Below are 21,655 nucleotides of genomic sequence, written 5' to 3' on the forward strand. Positions count from 1 at the left end.
TTGAGAGAATATAGATAAATCTCAATCCAATTAAGGTTAATATTTTCCTGTAAAAAAAGAAAGTCCCAATGTTTAGTTGGGACTTTCTCATTGAATGCCTATCTCTTATTTCGATTTACTTTCTAACAACTCCTTAAGTTTATCTTGTAAAGCCTGTTCTCTTAAACCTTTGGCAATAATTTTACCTGTTGGATCAATTAAGAAGTTCGCTGGAATGGAGCGGATGCCATACATTTGAGCCACTTCATTATCCCAGCCGTTCAAATCAGATACATGTGTCCAGGTTAACTTGTCGGCTTCAATGGCTTTTTGCCATGCTGCTTTAGTTGTTTTGGTATTTCCTCCATCTAATGAGATACCTAAAACAGTAAAACCCTTATCTTTAAATTTATTGTAAGCGGTTACTACATTGGGGTTTTCCTGGCGGCATGGGCCACACCAAGATGCCCAAAAATCAACTAAAACGTATTTACCTTTAAAGTCAGATAATTTAACTGGTTTGCCTTCAGGATCATTCTGCGTAAAATCCATCGCCATTGCGCCTATGGCTGTCTTTCTTCCTGCTTCAAATATCTGAGCAATTTTTTTGCCTGTGTAAGTAGCCTTAAGCTCCGGTGATAAAGTTTCAAAAGCCTTCTCTGCTGTGGCTGCCTGGTCAGGATCTGAAGCCAGCTGACTAATTGAACTTAAACTTACAAATGATTTCGGGTTGTTGCTGGCAAATTGTAATAATAACGGAGGCATTGCCGCAGCTTCTTTTTCATAACGTGCACTTAAAGCTTCCATAACAGCTTTATCTTGTTTCTGTTCTGGTGTATAACCTGCATATTCTGCATTAATTGCAGCAAGTTTATCTGCTACAGGCTTAGTTAATGCTTTCAGTTTCTTAGCATCATCATTAACAGGAGAACCTGTAATTACTGCTTTCTTTAAAGAATCTGCCGCAGCCAGTTTGATATTTCCCGGCTCTATATAAAGTGATAAACCATCTAATTTTTCACCTTGTGCTGGACGGGTTACATAAGGGTTTTTGTTTAAGAAAAGACTTCCCTGGGCAGGGCTGGCCAGTGTTCCTTTAAAAACAAAAGCACCATTTGCTACCATTGCCGAATCGGTAATGCTTTTACCTTCAGTCTGATAGATAAGGTAAACCTTATCTCCGGTTTTTAGGCCTTTTATGTCGCCATTAACCGTAAATGGCTTCTGTGCCATTGCTGCAAATGGCAATAAAGCCATTGCTGATAATAATATTTTTTTCATGAAGTTAGTTTAATCCTATTCAAATATAGAAATCTGTATCGCTAAAACGTAAATAGCTGTGTAAAATTATGATAGACTGTTTATAGTGGCTTAAGCCTTTACTTTATCGATTGCCAGCTTAATATTTTATACTGACTGCGTTTTTGGTTTTCTGATCCTCCATAAATTAACGTTTTTTCCACTTTTTTAGAACTTGCTGTAACTTCAAACTTATTCATATTTTTAAAAAGATCAGGAGTAACGGTTTGTGTAGCCTTAATTTCAAATACACCAAAGCCCTCATCTGTTGGTTGAAGTAGATCTATTTCATTAGCATGGCTATCTTGCCAAAAGTAATATTCGTTATTTAAGTAGTTATGATAATTTTGTTTTTGGAATTCTGTAATTACCATGTTCTCAAAGATGTTTCCCTTTAACCTATTTTTTAATAGGGCTTCGCTGGTTTTAATTTTAAGTAAATGGCACAATAAACCTGAATCGTAAAAGTAAAGTTTTGGTGTTTTTACTAAACGTTTATTAAAATTTTCGTGATAGGGTTGTAGCAGATATATGATATAACTGCTTTCTAAAAGAGAAAGCCAGTTTTTTGCGGTCGGTTGTGATATATTGCAGGCATTAGCTAGTGCACTTAGATTAAGCAGCTGGCCGGCCTGGTTGGCACATAATCCGATAAAGGTTCTGAATGCACGCAAATCTTTAATATTTAGAAGTTCTGTTACATCTTTTTCTACGTAGGTTTGTATATAATTGGTAAAATATATATTAGGTTCTATATCACGATCATAAATAGCAGGATAGAAGCCTTTAATACAGGCCTCTGCAAATGAAGGCTGAAGTAAGTCGTCGGCTTTAAGTTCTGATAAATCAAAAGGTAAAAGTTTAAATAGTGCTACCCTTCCCGCAAGGCTTTGTGTTATGCCATGCATTAAATGAAAATTCTGTGAACCTGATAAAATAAACTGTCCCATTATTTTAGATTCGTCAACCAATCCCTGTAAGTAAGAAAAAAGTAGTGGAACTCTTTGCACTTCATCAAAAATCACTTTATCATCATATTCACTTAAAAAGCCATTAGGATCTTCGGTTGCAAATGCCCTAACATCTGGGTTTTCAAGGGAAATATATCTGTAATTACTAAATAAATTCTTTAGCAATGTAGTTTTTCCCGATTGCCTTGGGCCAGTAATGGCGATAATAGGAAATTTATTTTTTTGGTGCTCTATATGTTTACTTATATGCCTTTTAACTAATTGTTGCATAGTTGATTGTTTTAGTCAAAAGTACAAAAAAAGATAAGTGTATACAATTACAACTTTGAAATTACACAGCTTCAACTTTGAAATTACACAGCTTCAACTTTGAAATTACACAACTTTTAATTCAGCTTTTGATAGGTTCTCCACCACAAATCGGGCATCTCGCCATTAACAGCAATCTGGTAATCATCATATCTGCAAGGCACCAAATGGTAACGCTCGTTTTTGGATTGGCCAGATGGATAAGGAACCTGCATCCACCAACGGTCTGATTTTTTACTTTTTACAAAAGTCATCTCTCCCGAACCGTCTTTTAAACTGGTTCTATAGATGATAAACTGCGATTTCGGTGTGAGCGGGAAATCCTTTTTTCGGGCGTAATAGCCGTCTACAAAATACCATACCATTTGGGCAAGTAAGAAAGCCGTTTGTCCGTTGTTGTCGTAAGCAGGGTTAAATTCGTAAAATCCTATTGAAGTTAACTTATCATTCATACCAGCATATCGGGCAATCCGACAGGCCTCTTCACCATCAAAACCATTTGGAGTGGTATTGGCATTAGCTACAGCATCAGCAGAGCGGAGAGCGCCTAAATCAAAGCTGATCATGTTGGCATTACGGATGATGGGTTCTGTTAAGGTGATATCCTGGGCAAATTCACCCAAACGGTGTACATCAAAATATAATTTGTCCATTACGCTCAAACTTTCCTGATTCACAAAATAAGTTTGATAACCTATATTGCTGAAATTAAAAAGGTAATTGGGCTGATGTAAGAAAATTTTATTCAGGTAACAATCCGATCGGGTAGCAATTCCTTCGTGGTCATCATCACCAATATCAAATTGGTTATCAATGATCACCAGATCAACTTTCTGCTCTAAATCTTCATAACCCAGGTATTGACCATACGTTAAGTCTTGCCCACCGCCAATAATGATTGGAATAATGTCTTTTTTAATCAATTCAGAAACCACCATTTTAATGGCGATGTAAGTATCGGCAATGGTTGCGCCATGTTTAATATTACCTAAATCGACAATCCGGCTCTTAAAAGCACCTTCATTCAATCTGTAAAATTTTTCTCTGAAATAGTCAGGGGCCAAAGCACAGCCTTCATTGTTAACGGCACCTCTCCCATCAAGTACCCCAAAAATGGCCAGATCATAGGTATGTTCCTCAAAATCGGGAAACGATTGAGTATAGATCTCCGCTTTTAGCCCTAACTGACTGGTTAAAAAACCTTGTTTCGGCGTAAAACTTTCGGGGTTTATGGGGGAAAAGAAATCCGTTAATGACATATATTTAAAACTCTCGGCTCAAATATCTATTTTTGAATGCGTATTTCCACATGTAGCCCGAAAAAAATAAAATGATACTGGTAACCGGAGGAACTGGATTTTTAGGATCTGAATTAATTAAGCAGTTAACCGATAAGGGTTTAGGTGTCCGGGCACTCAAGCGGGATAAATCTAAAATCCCTGCTTTAATTCAAAATATTCCTTCGATTGAATGGTTTGAAGCCGATATTAATGAACCTGCTGCTTTAGAAGATGCTTTTACCGGGATTACCAAAGTTTACCATTGCGCTGCATTTGTATCCTTCAACCCCAAAGATAAAAAACAGCTTTTTCATGTAAATATAGAAGGTACATCGAACATTGTTAATCTTTGTACCGAAAATAACTGCAGGCTATTGCATGTCAGTTCAGTTGCTGCACTAGGTAATGCAAAAAAAGGGCATAAAATCACCGAAACAGATTTTTGGGAATATGATGCCAAAGCACATGCTTACGGTTTATCTAAATACGAAGGAGAAATGGAGGTTTGGCGGGGTATTACTGAAGGATTAGACGCCATTATTGTTAACCCCTCGGTAATTATTGGTAAAAATGCCGGATTCGAAGGTAGCGGAGCAATTTTTAAATTGGTAAAAGATGGTTTTCCGTTTTACACCAATGGTGCTTCAGGTTTTGTGGATGTTGAAGATGTGGCCAAAGCAATGCTGCTGTTAATGGATACCGAAGTTTCTGGAGAGCGGTATATCATTTCTGCCGATGATTACCATTATAAAGAGCTGTTCGGTGAAATTGCGCAGGGATTTGGGGTGAAAGCGCCAACAAAAGAAGCAAAGCCCTGGATGCTCGGAATAGCCTGGAGAGCGCTGAAATTTGTGTCGATATTTACGGGTAAACAGCCTTCCATCACCAGAGATGCGGCGAAAAGCAGTTTAACCTTAAGCTATTACAGTAACCAGAAAGTAAGAACAGCAACAGGTATTACCTTTAAGCCGGTTGCCGAAAGCATAAAAGAAATTACCCAACATTTAAGATAATGCCCAAACAAAAAGCCTATTACATCATTGATTTTGATAGTACCTTTACACAGGTAGAAGCCCTTGATGAACTTGCCCGAATTTCACTAAAAAACCATCCGGATAAAGAAGCAATTTTCCAAAAAATTGAAGATTATACCAATTTTGCCATGGAAGGGAAACTTTCCTTTTCCGAAAGTTTAGCACAACGTGTTAAACTGCTCGAAGCGAATGAAGATCATTTAAAACAGCTTATTAAACACCTAAAAAAGAAAGTATCTACCTCGTTTTCGCGTAATGCCGAATTTTTTAGGAAACATGCAGATGAAGTGCTGATTGTTTCTGGCGGTTTTAAGGAGTTTATTACCCCGGTAGTAAGCCAGTACCACATTAAAAAGGAAAATATTTATGCCAATACCTTTGTAACCACCGGCGATGGCAAAATTATAGATTACGATCATGCCAATCCATTAAGTGAAGAGGGTGGGAAAGTAAAATTGCTCCAGCACTTAAAACTCGAAGGCGAGTTATTTGGTATAGGTGATGGTTATTCTGATTTTCAATTGCGCGAAAGCGGTATCATCAATAAATTTTTTGCCTTTACTGAAAATATTGCCCGTGAAAGCATTGTTTCCAAAGCAGACCATGTTACTCCTAGTTTCGACGAGTTTCTGTATGTAAATGATCTGCCGCGTGCCATTTCATACCCTAAAAATAGAATCCTCTGCCTCGTAATTGGTGAAGTTGATCCCTTAACGATTTCTATCCTTAAAAATGATGGCCTGTCCATTAGGCATAAAACCTCTTTTGAAGATAAATATGTTAAAGATGTAGGAATCATCGTTTTAGCTGATGGTGAAAAAATAAGTAAAGAGCAATTGAAAAGTGCTGCTAAACTGAAAACCATTGGCTATTTAGGGAATGCAAAAAATAAAATAGATCTCAATTTATGTACCACACAAGGTATTGTTGTTTTTGATGACCCTAAAAACAACCCGCGTAATATTAGTTTCATCCCGAAACGGGTGGCTGATTTTATGAACACCGGTGCAACCTATTTAAGCAGTAATTTCCCTAATCTGCAGTTGCCAAAAATTGATAAATCGCACCGTTTAATTCATATTCATAAAAACGTACCGGGTATCATGGCAAAAATTAATACCGTTTTTGCCAAACACCATATTAACATCGTGAGCCAGTTTTTAATGACTAACTCTGAAATTGGCTACGCCATTACCGATATCAATACCGAGTATGATAAACAATTGTTTAAATCGCTTAAAAAGATCGAGCAAACGATAAAGTTTAGGGTGCTTTATTAACAGTAGCCGATTGAAGGCTTTGACAACCTTATAGGCTATTTACCTGTAGGTTGTCAAAGCTTTTTATAAGCTATTTTTAGTATATTGGTTTTGGCAATATTTTTATGGCAAAGACTGAACATTATTATACTAAATTTGAAGAGGGGAAATTCTATCACATTTATAACCGATCCATAGATAGGCAGCCACTTTTTAAATCGGATGCTAATTATAGATTTTTCCTAAAAAAAATTGATCAATACCTTTCCAATATCTTAGACGTATACGCATATTGTTTATTAGGAAATCATTTTCATCTGCTAATCAGGGTTAAAGAAAGTTTAAAGATTACCAATTCAATTCGTGATATTTCTGTGCATGATATAGTGAGCAAACAGTTCAGGATGTTCTTTCAATCCTATGCATTGGCATTTAATATCCAGCATAAAAGAATAGGTACATTATTTCAAACGCCATTTAAACGTGCTCAGATAAACGACGAATCATATTTTACAAGGCTCGTTTATTATATTCATTCTAATCCTCAAAAGCATAATCTTATTTCCGATTTCAGAGATTGGAAATGGAGCTCTTACAGTCGGATTCTACTTGAAACCACTACTAAATTAAAGAAACAAGAAGTACTGAATTGGTTTGGAGGGAAAAAAGAATATCTACAATTTCACTCTGGACATTCAGGGTAATATCATGTTTGATAAGCTTTGACAACCTTACAGGCCTCTTGTTGAGAAGGTTGTCAAAGCTATCTTAAAAACTGATGCCTCTTCAACAACAAGTGCTTCGGCGCCCCGATAGTCTGCGATTTATAAATCCCGGTGTGGCCCGAAAACAGGTAAGCCGTAACACAGGCCAGTGCAATATAAATCCCGGATGACGCACCAAATAACTCTATTCCCATAAAAATACAGGCTAAAGGTGTGTTCGCTGCCCCAGCAAAAACGGCCACGAAACCCATGCCTGCCAGCAGGCTTATCGGCAAGGGGATAAAAAAACTTAAAAAGCTACCCAGTGTGGCCCCGATAAAAAAAAGTGGAGTAACCTCACCACCTTTAAATCCTGCACTCAAGGTAAGTGCAGTTAGAAATAATTTAATCGCAAAGGTATAAGAGGCCTCTTGTTTTATAAAAGATTCTGAAATTGCCGGAATTCCCAAGCCGATATATCGTGTATTCCCGATGAGGTAAATAATTCCAACTAAAATTATTCCGCCAATAAACGGACGCAAAGGTGGGTATTTAATTTTGGTAAAAAGGGTGGATAACGAATGGTTTAATGCAGAAAAGCTTCTAGCGGCAAGACCAAACAATATGCCTGCGCCTAAAGATGATAATAGGTTTATCGAATCTATTTCTGGTACAGTGGTTACCGAATAATGTGTATGCCCAACCCCCCAGGCCTTGCAGGCATAATCGGCAATAATTGCTGTGATAAATGATGGAAGAATTGAACTGTAGGTTAAGCTTCCAATCACAAAAACCTCCAGTCCGAACACAGCACCTGCTAAGGGTGTTCCAAAAACAGAGGCAAAACCTGCACTAATCCCGCAGATGAGGATCACTTTCCTGTCTCTGGTTTTAAGTTTAAGCAGTTTTGTAAACTGGTCGGCAAAGGCTCCTCCAATTTGGACCGCTGTACCCTCTCTTCCGGCCGATCCGCCAAATAAATGGGTAATAATCGTACCTGCAAAAATGAGTGGCGCCATCATCAGTGGAATTACATTTTTTGGCGATTGTAATTCTTCAATCAAAAGATTGTTTCCCTTAACAACCTTCGTACCCCAGTAATGATAAGAAAGACCAATTATAATACCTGCAATAGGCAAGAAGGCGATCATCCACAGGTGTTGCTCGCGATAATCGGTTGCCCAGTTTAATGTTGCCAAAAACAGGGCAGAAGCTGAGCCAATAATTGCACCTAACATGGCAGAAATGAACAGCCACTTTATCGTGCTCGTTAGAAGTAATCCGAAGTCGATCTTAATAAAGTGTTTGATAGACAGAAGAAATCCTTCTGTTAGTTTGTTAACAGGCATTTGAATTCAATTTTAAATAAAAATCGTAGGAGTCATCAGCCTGTTTGGGCGGTTTTGGCGGTACCCCATCGCCGTTGTTTCAAATGTATAAAATTTAGTTATTTGTTGCAAAATCTTTATCACCTTTGTGCAGCTAACTTTAAACCATGGATTTTACACCCGAGATAAAAGACAAACTACATCGACTGCAGGAAAAATACACGGCAATGGGACAGGATATGGCATCATACCTTGATGGTCTTTTATATGCCGATTTCTTAACGTATTGGGATTATATCCATCTGGATACTTTGCTGAGCCTGCAAAGTCCTAAAACACCGATACCTGACGAAGAGATTTTCATTATGTACCACCAGATTACCGAGCTTTATTTTAAGCTTGCCCTGCACGAGTGCAGGCAGATTGCGGAACATGAAAATTTAACCGCAGAATTTTTTACTGCACGGGTAAAACGGATCAATGCTTATTTCAATGCCTTAACCAACTCATTTGAGGTTATGGTTGATGGTATGGAGAAAGAACAGTTCTTGAAATTTCGCATGTCGTTGTTGCCTGCCAGTGGGTTCCAATCGGGGCAGTACCGGATGATTGAGATCTGTGCTACGGATTTTATCCGGTTAGTAGACAAGTCCAAACGGGAAGAACTAAGCACTGCAACAATAGAAGAACAATTCGAACATATTTATTGGAAATTTGGAGCCACTGAACTGGCTTCCGGTAAGCAAACTTTAACTTTAAAGCAATTTATCAATAAGTATGCCGCTCAGTTTCTGCAATTGGCCAAAAACCGAATTTCAACTAATTTTTCGGCGCTATACCATAACTTGCAGGCTAATGGAGCAGATGTTTCCGCCCTTGCTGATGAATTACGTAAACTTGATCTGTACGTTAACGTAGAATGGCCTTTATCGCATTATAAATCGGCTGTACGTTATTTGGAGAAAGATCCGGTTGATATTGCCGCAACGGGCGGAACCAACTGGCAAAAGTATCTGCCTCCGCGTTTTCAGAAGCGAATCTTTTATCCGTTTCTATGGACCGATATGCAAATGGAGGAGTGGGGTAAAGGCTGGGTGCTTAGTGTACTTAAAACACTCAAAAACAAAGATTAATATTGCAAAAAGCTATTAAAAAAGGCTGCTTTTTCTTAATTTGCGCAAATAACCAATGATTGAATTATAAAATGACAGCATGATTGAATGGCATGACACAATCATTCACGCATTCAAAAATCAGTTATTCAAAATTAATAAATTATGACCGAGACATTAGATATAAAAATCACCAAAACAGATCAAACACGATTAACGGTTACTGATTTTTCACAATTACCTTTCGGTAAGGTTTTTACCGATCACATGTTCACTGCCGATTATGAGGATGGCGAATGGAAAAATTTACAGATTCTTCCTTACGGCCCTATTCCGATGAGCCCGGCAATTTCTGCACTTCATTACGGACAGGCAATTTTCGAAGGATTAAAGGCTTATCGTCAGCCAAATGGAAAAATCAGCGTGTTCCGTGCCGATAAAAACTTCGAGCGTTTTAACAAATCAGCAGCCAGGATGTCGATGCCGGCTGTTCCTGAAGAAATTTTTATGCAGGGTTTGGCTGCGCTGATCAATATTGATGAGAAGTGGGTGCCAAATCAGGAAGATTACGCTTTGTATATCCGTCCGGTGATGTTTGCAATGGATCCTTACTTGGGGGTTAAGGCATCAGATACCTATAAATTTGTTTTGTTAACTACGCCAACAGGTCCATATTACAGTAGTGCATTAAAAGTTAAAATAGAAACTGAATTTACACGTGCAGACGAAGGAGGGGTTGGTTTTGCCAAAACTGCGGGAAATTATGCCCGTTCATTGTATCCTTTTGAGCAAGCTAAAAAAGAAGGCTACGATCAATTGATCTGGACAGATTCAGTAACCCATGAGTTTATTGAAGAAGCCGGAACAGCCAACTTGCTTTTTGTAATTAATGGTAAATTGATTACGCCATCTGTGCGCAGTACCGTTTTAGATGGTGTAACCCGTGATACGATTATCAAGCTGGCTAAAGAAGCTGGAGTAGAAGTTGAAGAGCGTAGGGTTTCTGTTCAGGAAGTAATTGAAGGGATAGAGAACGGAAGCTTGACCGAAGCTTTTGCCGCCGGAACTGCAGCAACAGTAACGCACGTAGGCGAAATGGGTTATAATGGTCAGATCTATAAGTTGACCGATCCTGCTACAAGACATATTTCAAACGGCATTTCTAAAAAACTAAATGATATCCGTTACGGTTTAGCGCCTGATGAATTTGGCTGGAACTGGGTTTTGTAAGCTGAAACCATAGAAAATAACAAACCCCGATAGATACTCTGCATCGGGGTTATTTTTTGTCTCGTTTTCCTGTTTCGTCATGCTGAATTTATTTCAGCATCTTTAAGACCCTGAAATAAATTCAGGGTGACGAATACTATCATGTTTAATTCTGGGAATTACTTATCTAAAATCACCACACCCTTAGCTTCAAAAGCGAGTTCTTTTTTTGGTTCAGTAATTTTGGCAACTTCTTCAGGAGATTTTTTAGCATCTTCTGCATAATGACGCAAGGTTTCTACTGAGATGGTTTGTTTCTTGGCTAAGCCATCCAAAACCACTTTTTTGCCTACGATATCCATTGGCATAAAGAAAGCATAATCTTTAAAAGTTACCCGCATAGGGTCGCCATTTGGCATTTCTAATGTCATCCAGCAGCCTTTTTTCTTACATACATCAACTACTTTACCTTCGATTTTCATATCGACAGCCTTTTTGTCGCCCATGGCAGCTTCCATCTTAGCAGCTGGTTTTACATCACCGGGTTTAACTTCTTCCCCAAATTTTTGACCGCTATATGCCGTTTGAGCAAAGGAAAGTACGGTAAACAAGCAAAAACTTAAGCATAGGATAATTTTTTTCATGATTATATAATTGATTTTTATTATGGTCTAATCAAAGTTATCTAAATTTTTTCTAAATATTGAAACAAAAAAAGCCCCGCTAACATCCGTTAGCGGGGAAAATCATCCCTAATATTATGTAAATCAAACGCAATGATTTACTTATCTTATTTTTTAAAGGCAAACTCAAAACCAAAACCTGAGGTTTTGTTTGAATATTTTGATAAAACACTCATATTCAGATGGTTATTTTGTTTTAATTTATGCCTGTTGTTCGTTAGCACGGTTATAGATGTGGAAAATTATCTTCTTTATGAGGAATGTTGTTGAATAAATTCCACATCATTATGCTTATCCAAAAACCAGGCTGAATACCTCTTCTATTTTAGATACAGCCTTAATTTCCAAGTTGTATTTTTCTATTGAAATTCCTTTCAAATTGTATTTAGAGATATAAATGGTTTCGAAACCTAGCTTGTCTGCTTCGGCAATACGTTGTTCAATCCTGTTTACCGCCCTAATTTCTCCTGACAGGCCAACTTCTGCCGCAAAACAATTTTTGGAAGACACCGCAATATCCTGATGCGAAGAAATAATGGCAATCAATACCGCCAGGTCAATGGCAGGATCTTCTACTCTGATTCCGCCAGCAATATTTAAGAAAACATCCTGTGTACTTAACCTAAAACCACAGCGTTTTTCCAAAACAGCTAAGAGCATATTCATTCTTTTGGTATCGAAGCCTGTTGCGGAGCGTTGAGGGGTTCCGTAGGCAGCTGAACTTACGAGGGCCTGTGTTTCAATCAACATTGGCCTGGCGCCTTCTAATGTCGCGGCAATAGCTATTCCGCTCAGCTCTTCATCACGCTGTGAGAGTAAAATCTCTGATGGATTGGAAACCTCCCTCAAACCACTTCCCTGCATTTCGTAAATACCCAGTTCTGCAGCTGCACCAAATCGGTTTTTGATCGACCTCAGAATTCGATAAACATGGTGCCTGTCGCCTTCGAATTGCAAAACTGTATCAACCATGTGTTCGAGTATTTTGGGTCCCGCAATAGCACCATCTTTAGTGATGTGGCCAATAAGGAAAACAGGTACGCCGGTTTCTTTGGCAAAACGCAATAGCTCTGCTGTACACTCCCTTACCTGCGATACACTGCCGGGAGTAGAATCGATATGGGCAGAATGAAGCGTTTGGATAGAATCGACCACCAAAATCTCCGGTTCTAAAATTTCGATCTGTTTAAAGATGTTTTGCGTTGATGTTTCCGTCAAGATGTAACAGTTAGACGACGGACTTTCCTGAATCCTTTCCGCCCGCATTTTTATCTGTTGTTCGCTTTCCTCGCCAGAGATATATAATAGTTTTTTGCCTTTTAAATTTAACGCCAGTTGCAGCATCAGGGTTGATTTGCCAATGCCCGGTTCGCCACCGATTAATACCAATGATCCTTCTACCAGGCCACCACCCAATACACGGTCCAGTTCTTTATCACTGGTTAATATTCTACGCTCAGTTGATGATTGTATTTCATTAACCTTACTTGGCTTACTGAGTTTGCGACTGGTAGTATCACTTTTCCAGGCAGGAACTGAGGCCGGACTTTTTTCTACAATTTCTTCTACAAAAGTATTCCATTGATTGCAGGAAGGACATTTGCCTAGCCATTTTGCCGATTCGTAGCCACAGCTTTGACAGAAATATGCGGTTTTTGATTTTGCCAATTGATTAAAATTTAGATTACGAATTTAACCTTTCTCATTGAGGTTTGAATACCGCCGGGTCGAGATTTATATATTGACCGTATAAATTGTAAATTATAATCTACCAAAAGAAAATCATAATAGCACTTCCCAGCCAGTATAAAGCAAAAAAGCCTGGATCCGATCCAGGCTTTCAGTTAATTTTTTCAGTTACAGTTTAATCTCTTCGTCTTTAGCAGAGATAAAGTGGAACTCAGTTAAATGATAAGATGATTGCGCTTTAACTTTAATCCACTGGCCGTATTTAAAGAACCAGCGGCGTTGAAGGTTGAAAATGCCTTTTGTAATATAAGCTTCGATATAAGGATGTACACAGAGCGTTACACCTTTTTCATTCTGCTCTCTTAAAATATAATTAAGGTTGTTTTCAATATCATCCATTAAAACGATACTCGCTTTAATTTCCCCGGTCCCATCGCAGGTCGGGCATTTTTCTACCGTAACAATATTCATTTCCGGACGAACACGTTGTCTGGTAATTTGTACCAAACCAAATTTGCTTGGAGGCAAAATAGTATGTTTGGCTCTATCCAATAACATCAGCTCACGCAAATAATCGAATAGTATTTTACGGTTTGTTGGTTTGTGCATATCGATAAAATCGATAACCACAATACCGCCCATATCGCGCAGGCGCAGTTGACGGGCAATTTCTTTGGCCGCCTCTTTATTTACCTGTAAAGCATTCTCTTCCTGATTTTCTTTACTGGCAGTACGGTTTCCACTGTTTACGTCTATTACGTGGAGTGCTTCGGTATGCTCAACAACTAAATAAGCACCACCTGGTAGGTTTACTGTTTTTCCGAAAGCATTTTTAATCTGCTTTTCTATACCAAAGTGATCAAATATCGGTTCTTTCTGTTTGTAAAGTTTAACGATTTTTTCCATTTCTGGAGAAATATCGTGAACATAAGACCGGATATCATCGTACAGATCTGGAGTACTGACGTAAACATTTGTAAAATCAGGGTTCAGAATATCACGGATTAACGTTGATGATCTGTCCATTTCTCCCCAAACTCTTTTTGAAGGTTCGGTAGATGGCATTTTTTTTATGAAGTTCTCCCATTTAGCAATCAGATCCAAAAGATCTTTTTGCATTTCGGCAACCCCCCTGCCTTCAGAAACGGTTCTGATAATGACCCCAAAATTTTGAGGCTTAATACTTTCAATAATCTTTTTTAATCGATTACGCTCGGTATTACTTTTAATTTTTTTTGATACAGATATGGTATTGGAGAATGGCACCAGTACCACATACCTGCCGGCAATCGAAATGTCGGAACTTAAACGCGGACCTTTTGTAGAAATTGGTTCTTTGGCAATTTGTACAGGAAGGAGCATGTTTTTACTAAGCACATCAGAAATTTTGCCTGCCTTATTAATATCAGCTTCGAGCTTTAAATTATCTAATAATGTGCCTGTAACCGAGCCATTACGCTTGATCTTCGTTAGCTTAATTAAAGATTGCACCTGAGGGCCCAGATCAAAGTAATGCAAAAACGCATCTTTTTCATAACCAACATCCACGAAAGCAGCATTCAGACCCGGCATAATTTTTTTAATGCGGCCTAAATAAATATCGCCTACGGCATAATTAGTATTGATTTGTTCTTTGTGAAGCTCAACAAGTTGTTTGTCTTCAATCAACGCTATGGTAACTCCGGCAGGAGTCGAATTGATAATTAATTCTTTTACCAACAGCTACAGATTTAAGGCTTTCGCCTATTAACAAATGGATAGTAAATAAAACATTGACGTAGCCAAAAACATATACAATTTTAAAAAAACGTATAAATTGTTTAAACCTCACAGCGTTTGCTATGAGGTTTAACTGGCTTAATCAAAATAAGAAACTATTTTTTCTTATGTCTGTTTTTTCTTAAACGTTTTTTACGTTTGTGGGTAGCCATTTTATGTCTCTTTCTTTTTTTACCGCTTGGCATAGTTTTAAGTTTTAAATGTTTTTATTAATCCTGTTAATTAATTTTTATTCTTTAGTTCAGCCACCTTCTTATCAATGAAAGAAGATAAGGTTGGGTTAGCCGCTAATTTTTTGCTTGATAGGTAAGCATCTACTGCTTCTTTATTTCTGCCTAAATTTTCTAAAGCTGTTCCCAGATAAAAATAGGCTTCAGGGGTTGGAGCTGTAGCAATTACCGTTTTAAAACGGGGAATTGCCTTGTCAAACTGACCTGATTTTATCGAGAACAATCCTAAATTCATATTGGCCTTTACATTTTTAGGTTCTTTAGCCACAACTTCCAGCAACATTGCAATGCCTTGCATTGGCGCGCCCAAGCCGTTCACTATTGTTACACCTAAGCCTGTTTTGGCTTCAATGTTTGTAGAGTCTTTCTCTAATGCGTTTTTGTAAGACAGATTGGCTTTCTGCAATAAAGCAGGCTGCGCTAAGCTATCCTGTGTGCTTTCAAAAGCCTTTATAAATTGATTTCCGGCAGCTAACCACGATTTTGTTGATGGTTCGCCTTCGGCTACAACTTCTAAATACAGTGCAGAAGGTGTAATCTGTTCAACATCATCCCATTTCTGGGCTAATTGTTTGGCAAGTTCGATCTTTTCTGCTCCGTGTGCGCCTTTATAGCTGTTTTCTAAAGCCGTAATATCTGTAGCCAAATTCTTGTTGATCACATTTTTTGCAGCAGTAGATGAAGTTTCAAGGTTTAATACCGATGCTGATGAAGGAGAAGTTGCTCCGGCCATCTGGCCACTTGAAGGCATTTTCCCATTTTCTTCCGTTGGTTTAACTAAACCCTTAATGTCTCTTGTAAATAAGAATGCAACAAGCAATACAATCGCTCCAATAACAATGGTTTGTTTTGATCTGATGTTGCTATTCATATATTAAGACTTAGGCTTCTACTTTAATTTTTTTTGAATTACTTTTCACTTTATCAACAAATACTTTTGCTGGTTTAAAGCTAGGAACGAAGTGTTCAGGGATGATTATTGCAGTGTTTTTTGAGATATTTCTCGCAGTTTTTTGCGCTCTCTTTTTAACAACAAAGCTCCCGAAGCCTCTAACGTATACATTTTCCCCGCCAATCATGCTGGTTTTGATAACCTTGAAAAATGCCTCAACTGTTTCCTGTACATCAACCTTCTCAATTCCGGTTTTTGTTGATATTTCTGAAATAATATCTGCCTTAGTCATATTTTATTATTTATTATATTATTATGTTTTAATATTACTGCTGTTTTGGGGTTGCAAAAGTATTGCTTTTTAATGAGATAGGGAAATAAAAGATGATTTTTTTATCGCCAGACTTATCAGGCTATTGCAAGTTTTTTTTTAATTGGATAAATAGACCGTAATTTGCATTAATGACATTTCAAAATGAACTCATCCAGTGGTACCGCGTCAATAAAAGAGATTTGCCCTGGAGACATACCAATGATGCCTATACCATCTGGTTATCAGAGGTTATATTGCAACAAACAAGGGTAGAGCAGGGCCTTCCGTACTTTAATCGGTTTCTGGAAAATTTTCCTACAGTTGCAGATTTTGCCGGCGCTACCGAAGCCAGGGTTTTAAAGCTTTGGCAAGGCCTTGGTTATTATTCGAGGGGAAGAAATATGCATGCAACCGCTCAGACTGTGCTAAAAGATTACGGTGGAATCTTCCCGAATCTGCATGATGAGCTTATCAAATTAAAAGGAATAGGTGAATATACTGCTGCTGCGATCTCGTCATTTTCATCAGGAGAAGCCCGGGCGGTAGTAGATGGAAATGTATTTAGGGTACTCTCCAGGTTTTTCGGTTTGGCTACCCCGATAAACAGCCCTGCCGGTAAAAAAGAATTTTATGCACTGGCCAACAATTTGCTTTATAAAGAAGACCCTGCCTTGTATAATCAGGCTATTATGGAGTTTGGCGCCATGCAGTGCAAGCCAAAATCGCCTAATTGCGGCATTTGTCCGCTCCGTCAGGACTGTTATGCCTTTAACCACGGCCAGGTAAATGCACTGCCTGTTAAAATCCGCAAGGCCGAACAAAAACATCGGTATATCAATTACTTTATTTGTTTGGAAGGTGAGCAGGTATTGGTTAGGGAAAGGCAGGCGGGAGATGTATGGCAACATTTATATGATTTCCCGAGTATAGAAACGCCTGAAAAATACGAGTGGAGCAATTCGTTATTTATCGATCAGGTGAAATCCGTATTTGGAGATCATGCTGAATTTAGTTTGATAAGCGCTAAAAAGCATATACTAACTCACCAAATAATCCATTTACAATTTTTTGCATTAAAAAATTATATATTTAACTTTAATAAACAAAAGCAACTTAATTGGGTTTCATTAATTAAATTAGATGATTTGCCGCAGCCAAAAGTAATTCATGATTTTGTTCAGGAATACTTTTATCAGGGTAAAATGGAATAACTAACCGTCTTATCTGATGTATTTGCAAAAGAAAACAACTAACCAAAAATATTTATGTCTGGGATTAACAAAGTTATTTTAGTAGGCCACTTAGGCAAAGACCCTGAAGTGCGGCATTTAGACGGTGGTGTAACAGTCGCCAGCTTTCCATTAGCTACATCGGAAACATACAACAAAGACGGCAAAAGAGTGGAGCAAACAGAGTGGCACAATATCGTGTTATGGCGAGGATTGGCCGAAGTAGCTTCCAAATACCTGCAAAAAGGGAAACTGGTTTACATAGAAGGCAAACTAAGAACAAGATCCTTTGAAGATAAAGAAAAGGTTAAAAAATACGTAACCGAAATTGTGGCCGAAAACTTTACAATGTTGGGCAGAAAAAGTGATTTTGAGCAAAATTCAACCACCCCTGCACATCAAAATACTGAAACTAAAATTGATGATGAATTTACAATTGGCCCATCGGATGAAAACGGCGATCTTCCATTTTAATTAAGAGTTTAATGTAATTTTAATAAGCTACCTGATGAGAAGTAGCTTTTTTTATGCGCTTATTTTTCGAATTTAAGCAAAAAACTCCTGCCGGTAAGGGGCAGGAGTTTCTGATGATTAACTTAAAATCATCAATTAATCTTTGTATAATATATATTTAGCTTGATCTTGTTTGTAGTGGCGTTGCTGGCACCAATAATTGATCTTTCAGCAGAAGTAGCGCTAGGAACTATCTGGAAATCCGTGTAAGATGTAGGCGCCAAAAATGTACCGTAATCTTCCATATTTTTATCAATCAGGCTTTGCACATAACTGGTTATGATAAAAATGTAGCGTTTCTTTAGCGAATCGAAATAACCGCCAAAAAGTGCAGCACCGCCAGAAGTGCTACTTGAAAATGTTGTGTAATCAGGTATGTTTGCAGGTTGCTGTGCAATATCCCAGCGATATAGCGAAATCCGCTGAGCAGCATTAAAAGGATATGCCGGTGCATTCTCTCCAATTTCTACAACCAATTCCGCCTTATTGATAATTGCTTTTCCGTAAATACTGGTAAACTTTGTTAATTCAGGAAACTTTATTTTTGTTTTTACGCCAGCTAAGCCCTGTAAATAAGTTACACTATATTGTTGGGCAGGATCCGCCGGAGTCGGAACATCAATTTGTTTCTGTATTTCTGTACCGGTGTAATCATGTTTAATAGTGGCGGCTACACCTGAAATTGAAGAACCTCCGCTAGCGTTCTGAACCAGCTTTCCGATAGGGAAATTTACACTTGTAGTATCTACACCGTTTGAAGTGTTTGTTTTTTTCCAAACGAGTTGCAGGTAAGAATCGGTTCCTGAAAAGTTAAAGAAGGCAATGCCGCCAACACCTGTAGAAGATGTTTTATTAACCTGTGCATACAAGCCTTTAAACGATTCTATAAACTTGCTTTCTGTCGCGGTTCCTGCGGTACCCTGGTTAAGTATAGCATTTTGTATAAATGCCTTGTTTAAGGGTATCCTGATCTGCGCTGGTACAGTTTTCAAAGTATCTGCTTTGCCTGCTACAATATCGTATACCTTTGTTTTGGTATTTGGTGCCAATCTGCCTGTAAAATTTCCAAGTAAGGTATTATTGATAGCCTGAACATCCGAACTTTTATAAGTTGTTACTTTATTGGCCAATTGAAATACATCGATACTGTATTTAGAATTGGTGGTATCGCCGTAAAATTTGGTCAATGTACTGGATTCGTCAAATTTTAAGACTAAAACGGCTGAATCAAGTTGAGGTGAGGTGCCGAAGTCGTAACTGGTACTCACCGGGTAAACGGTCATCGCTATACCAGCTTCTGTTTTACCAAAAACAGGATCAGTCATATAACCTAGTGGATAGCGGTTTAAACCTGAGGTGTTAGCGGCCGTTTCTGGTACCAGTTGTGTGGTAACAGGGGATACCACTAAAGTTCCGGTAATGGCCGTATTAGGATCAACATCTAAACCAACACCATCGGGGTTTTTACATGATGCAAAAAGAAAAAGACCTATCAACAGGGTTAATAAGTCTTGTTTTGTAAATTTCATATTTAAAATAATAATACCTGATTAAGCTACTGAAACCAATTCATCATTTGAAATTTCTTCATAAAAGCTATAGAAGTTTTCAAAATTCTCGGTTAAGTTAAAAGCTAATGTTGGCTTATTGGAATCTTTAACAAATTTTAACACATCTTTGCTCAGGTTTTCATCGCCTAAAACCACTGCATCTGAGTGGGTTATGGCGCCGATGTGCATGCTGTCGCAATCAGATGGTAAAAATGCTTTGGTGTCATCTTCCGTCATATTAGCCATTACTGCCTTAGTAGCAAAACTGGTATTCAATTTTTCTGTAAAACCATCCTCATAAACAGAATACACAACTTTGGAATTCTTAAAGGTAGGGTCGTTTTTGTAGGTAGTTTTAATGTAAGCAGGAACCAAAGCGCTCATCCAGCCATGGCAGTGAACAATATCTGGTGCCCAGCCTAATTTTTTAACCGTTTCTAATGCACCCTTGCAGAAGAAAATCGTACGTTCATCGTTATCATCGAAAAATTTTCCGCTGGCATCTCTAAATACCTGCTTGCGTTGGAAATATTCTTCATTGTCTAAGAAATAAACCTGCATGCGTGCAGCTGGGATGGAGGCTACTTTAATGATTAAAGGGTTATCATTGTCGTCAATAATGATGTTCATTCCCGATAAGCGTATTACTTCATGTAAACGATTTCTTCTTTCGTTGATATTGCCGAATTTTGGCATCAAGATGCGGATTTCGAATCCTTTTTCTTGCATAGCCTGTGGCAATTGGCGCGTAATTTCAGAAATTTTAGTAAGCTCGAGGAAAGGCGACATCTCGTGTGTAACAATCAGCAGCTTCGTTTTTGCCATCTCCATATTTTAAGAAAATATTAAGTTAAATAAAAGATAATGAGCTGCAAAGGTAAGCATAATAATACTATTTATCAATATAGCAAGCATTTGTTTGGTTTCATTTAGATTAATTTACACCTTTACGGCTTTAATTTAGATTGTCCAAAATTGGAAATATTTAAAACCAAAGCAGCGCTTAAGGCTTTTTTGCAGCCGTTAAAGGCATCAGCTAAAAAAATAGCATTGGTGCCTACCATGGGTGCCCTGCACAATGGCCATATCTCATTGATCAAACTGGCCCAGCAGAATGCAGATATCATTATTTGCAGTATTTTTGTAAATCCTACACAGTTTACCGATCCTAAAGATCTGGAAAAATATCCACGCCCCATTGAACATGATCTGGCCATGCTGGCTGATGCCGGCTGTAATGCCGTGTTTATGCCCAATGTTGAAGAAATGTACCCGACTGGTGCTGATGAGGCATGGCATATTGATTTAGGCAAAGCCGAATTTCTGTTGGAAGGCGAATTTAGGAAAGGCCATTATCAGGGCGTAACGCAGATTGTAAAAAAGCTGTTTGATGCTGTAGAGCCTGATGTGGCGATGTTCGGACAAAAAGATTTCCAGCAGGTATTGATGATCAGAAATATGCTGGCCTATTTTAAACTGCCCATCATCATTATAACCTGCCCGATTATCCGTGAGGATGATGGTTTAGCCATGAGCAGCCGGAATATCCACTTATCTGCTGTAGACCGAAAACACTCATTAGTATTAAGTAGATCGTTGCAGTTTGTGATCGATCATTTTAATGAGTACTCTTTGCGGGAATTAGAAAGTAAGGCTAAAGCATTCTACCATAATATCGATGGAGTAGAACTTGATTATTTTACCATTGCCAATGGCAATACACTCGAACCAGCCAAATCAAAAGATGAAGATAACCTGGTTGTCCTGGTTGCTGCAAAAGTAGGCTCAACAAGATTGATCGATAATATGATTATAAAATGATGTAAAATGGAATGGGTAAGATGGATGATTTATATGGTCCATGGCCTGTTTTCCATCATCCATTTTCCATATTACACCTTCCTTTAGTGTAAACTCCGAACTGATTACTAACTTTGCCAAATGGTTATTACAATATTAAAATCGAAAATACACCGTGTTAGGGTAACACAAGCCGAATTGAATTATGTAGGCAGTATTACGATAGATGAGGATTTGATGGATGCGGCTAACATTATTGCTAATGAAAAGGTGCAGATTGTAAATAATAATAATGGCGCACGTTTCGAAACCTATGTAATTAAAGGTGAGCGCGGAACGGGGACCATTTGCTTAAATGGCGCCACAGCACGTTTGGCTCAACTAGGTGATGTGCTCATCATCATGTCATACGGCTCATTGCCGATAGAAGAGGCTAAAAAATATAATCCGATACTGGTTTTTCCTGACGATAATAATCATTTGCTAAAATAAC

At 38.2% G+C, this 21,655-nt stretch carries 20 protein-coding genes and 1 riboswitch; of the genes, 9 read left to right on the plus strand and 11 right to left on the minus strand.

Features of this window, described 5'->3' with window-relative positions; translation table 11 throughout:
* Nucleotides 1-105 precede the first annotated feature (105 nt).
* From ACK1I8_RS19675 to ACK1I8_RS19685, 3 genes are all read right to left on the minus strand, one after another.
* Complete coding sequence (locus ACK1I8_RS19675; protein ID WP_412466976.1) at nucleotides 106-1,260, minus strand: redoxin domain-containing protein; 1,155 nt, start codon at nucleotides 1,258-1,260, stop codon at nucleotides 106-108.
* A 98-nt stretch (nucleotides 1,261-1,358) separates the two neighbouring features.
* A complete protein-coding gene (locus tag ACK1I8_RS19680; RefSeq protein WP_412466977.1) occupies nucleotides 1,359-2,519 on the minus strand; it encodes an ATP-binding protein in 1,161 nt (386 codons plus the stop codon).
* Between the two features lie 116 nt (nucleotides 2,520-2,635).
* Nucleotides 2,636-3,817, minus strand: a complete 1,182-nt coding sequence (locus ACK1I8_RS19685) for a formimidoylglutamase (protein ID WP_412466978.1) — start codon at nucleotides 3,815-3,817, stop codon at nucleotides 2,636-2,638.
* 71 nt (nucleotides 3,818-3,888) lie between these two features.
* Here ACK1I8_RS19685 and ACK1I8_RS19690 point away from each other — a divergent pair, with 71 nt between their 5' ends.
* From ACK1I8_RS19690 to ACK1I8_RS19700, 3 genes are all read left to right on the plus strand, one after another.
* Nucleotides 3,889-4,851 carry an NAD-dependent epimerase/dehydratase family protein gene (locus ACK1I8_RS19690; RefSeq protein ID WP_412466979.1) on the plus strand — a complete coding sequence of 321 codons (963 nt, stop codon included), beginning with the start codon at nucleotides 3,889-3,891 and terminating at the stop codon, nucleotides 4,849-4,851.
* Nucleotides 4,851-6,152: an HAD-IB family phosphatase gene (locus tag ACK1I8_RS19695; RefSeq protein ID WP_412466980.1), complete on the plus strand. Its 1,302-nt coding sequence runs from the start codon at nucleotides 4,851-4,853 to the stop codon at nucleotides 6,150-6,152. The genes ACK1I8_RS19690 and ACK1I8_RS19695 overlap by 1 nt, the downstream gene beginning before the upstream one ends.
* A 104-nt stretch (nucleotides 6,153-6,256) precedes the next feature.
* Nucleotides 6,257-6,835, plus strand: coding sequence for a transposase (locus ACK1I8_RS19700; protein WP_412466981.1), 579 nt, complete (start codon nucleotides 6,257-6,259; stop codon nucleotides 6,833-6,835).
* 59 nt (nucleotides 6,836-6,894) lie between these two features.
* On the opposite strand, the gene ACK1I8_RS19705 is transcribed toward ACK1I8_RS19700, so the two are convergent.
* On the minus strand, nucleotides 6,895-8,184 hold the full coding sequence (locus tag ACK1I8_RS19705) for a voltage-gated chloride channel family protein (RefSeq protein ID WP_412466982.1): 1,290 nt from the start codon (nucleotides 8,182-8,184) through the stop codon (nucleotides 6,895-6,897).
* Between the two features lie 19 nt (nucleotides 8,185-8,203).
* Nucleotides 8,204-8,266: riboswitch (Fluoride riboswitch) on the minus strand.
* Between the two features lie 64 nt (nucleotides 8,267-8,330).
* Here ACK1I8_RS19705 and ACK1I8_RS19710 point away from each other — a divergent pair.
* Nucleotides 8,331-9,296: a tryptophan 2,3-dioxygenase family protein gene (locus ACK1I8_RS19710; protein WP_412466983.1), complete on the plus strand. Its 966-nt coding sequence runs from the start codon at nucleotides 8,331-8,333 to the stop codon at nucleotides 9,294-9,296.
* Nucleotides 9,297-9,440: 144 nt separating this feature from the next.
* The gene (locus ACK1I8_RS19715) at nucleotides 9,441-10,505 is read left to right on the plus strand and encodes a branched-chain amino acid aminotransferase (protein WP_412466984.1); all 1,065 of its coding nucleotides are present in this window, start codon (nucleotides 9,441-9,443) and stop codon (nucleotides 10,503-10,505) included.
* Nucleotides 10,506-10,663: 158 nt separating this feature from the next.
* Here ACK1I8_RS19715 and ACK1I8_RS19720 read toward each other — a convergent pair whose 3' ends face one another.
* The 5 genes from ACK1I8_RS19720 to ACK1I8_RS19740 form a co-directional block, all read right to left on the minus strand.
* Nucleotides 10,664-11,128, minus strand: coding sequence for a DUF4920 domain-containing protein (locus ACK1I8_RS19720; RefSeq protein WP_412466985.1), 465 nt, complete (start codon nucleotides 11,126-11,128; stop codon nucleotides 10,664-10,666).
* 330 nt (nucleotides 11,129-11,458) lie between these two features.
* Nucleotides 11,459-12,835: a DNA repair protein RadA gene (gene radA / locus ACK1I8_RS19725; RefSeq protein WP_412466986.1), complete on the minus strand. Its 1,377-nt coding sequence runs from the start codon at nucleotides 12,833-12,835 to the stop codon at nucleotides 11,459-11,461.
* Nucleotides 12,836-13,024: 189 nt separating this feature from the next.
* A complete protein-coding gene (locus tag ACK1I8_RS19730) occupies nucleotides 13,025-14,575 on the minus strand; it encodes an Rne/Rng family ribonuclease (RefSeq protein ID WP_412466987.1) in 1,551 nt (516 codons plus the stop codon).
* Nucleotides 14,576-14,857: 282 nt separating this feature from the next.
* Complete coding sequence (locus ACK1I8_RS19735; protein ID WP_412466988.1) at nucleotides 14,858-15,736, minus strand: tetratricopeptide repeat protein; 879 nt, start codon at nucleotides 15,734-15,736, stop codon at nucleotides 14,858-14,860.
* A gap of 10 nt (nucleotides 15,737-15,746) precedes the next feature.
* On the minus strand, nucleotides 15,747-16,049 hold the full coding sequence (locus ACK1I8_RS19740) for an HU family DNA-binding protein (RefSeq protein ID WP_055909222.1): 303 nt from the start codon (nucleotides 16,047-16,049) through the stop codon (nucleotides 15,747-15,749).
* A 170-nt stretch (nucleotides 16,050-16,219) separates the two neighbouring features.
* Here ACK1I8_RS19740 and mutY point away from each other — a divergent pair, with 170 nt between their 5' ends.
* Both mutY and ACK1I8_RS19750 read left to right on the plus strand, forming a co-directional pair.
* Complete coding sequence (mutY, locus tag ACK1I8_RS19745; protein ID WP_412466989.1) at nucleotides 16,220-17,281, plus strand: A/G-specific adenine glycosylase; 1,062 nt, start codon at nucleotides 16,220-16,222, stop codon at nucleotides 17,279-17,281.
* 54 nt (nucleotides 17,282-17,335) lie between these two features.
* A complete protein-coding gene (locus tag ACK1I8_RS19750; RefSeq protein ID WP_412466990.1) occupies nucleotides 17,336-17,773 on the plus strand; it encodes a single-stranded DNA-binding protein in 438 nt (145 codons plus the stop codon).
* A gap of 131 nt (nucleotides 17,774-17,904) precedes the next feature.
* Here ACK1I8_RS19750 and ACK1I8_RS19755 read toward each other — a convergent pair whose 3' ends face one another.
* Together ACK1I8_RS19755 and ACK1I8_RS19760 are read right to left on the minus strand one after the other, a co-directional pair.
* Complete coding sequence (locus tag ACK1I8_RS19755; protein ID WP_412466991.1) at nucleotides 17,905-19,341, minus strand: DUF4270 domain-containing protein; 1,437 nt, start codon at nucleotides 19,339-19,341, stop codon at nucleotides 17,905-17,907.
* 21 nt (nucleotides 19,342-19,362) lie between these two features.
* A complete protein-coding gene (locus tag ACK1I8_RS19760; RefSeq protein WP_412466992.1) occupies nucleotides 19,363-20,187 on the minus strand; it encodes a glycogen/starch synthase in 825 nt (274 codons plus the stop codon).
* A gap of 150 nt (nucleotides 20,188-20,337) precedes the next feature.
* Between ACK1I8_RS19760 and panC the strand changes: the two genes are divergently transcribed.
* Nucleotides 20,338-21,183, plus strand: coding sequence for a pantoate--beta-alanine ligase (gene panC, locus ACK1I8_RS19765; protein ID WP_412466993.1), 846 nt, complete (start codon nucleotides 20,338-20,340; stop codon nucleotides 21,181-21,183).
* A gap of 120 nt (nucleotides 21,184-21,303) precedes the next feature.
* Nucleotides 21,304-21,654, plus strand: a complete 351-nt coding sequence (panD, locus tag ACK1I8_RS19770; RefSeq protein ID WP_205057665.1) for an aspartate 1-decarboxylase — start codon at nucleotides 21,304-21,306, stop codon at nucleotides 21,652-21,654.
* The last annotated feature ends 1 nt before the right edge of the window (nucleotide 21,655 follow it).

Source organism: Pedobacter sp. KLB.chiD, from assembly GCF_047040275.1.
In the GTDB taxonomy this organism is placed as follows: domain Bacteria; phylum Bacteroidota; class Bacteroidia; order Sphingobacteriales; family Sphingobacteriaceae; genus Pedobacter.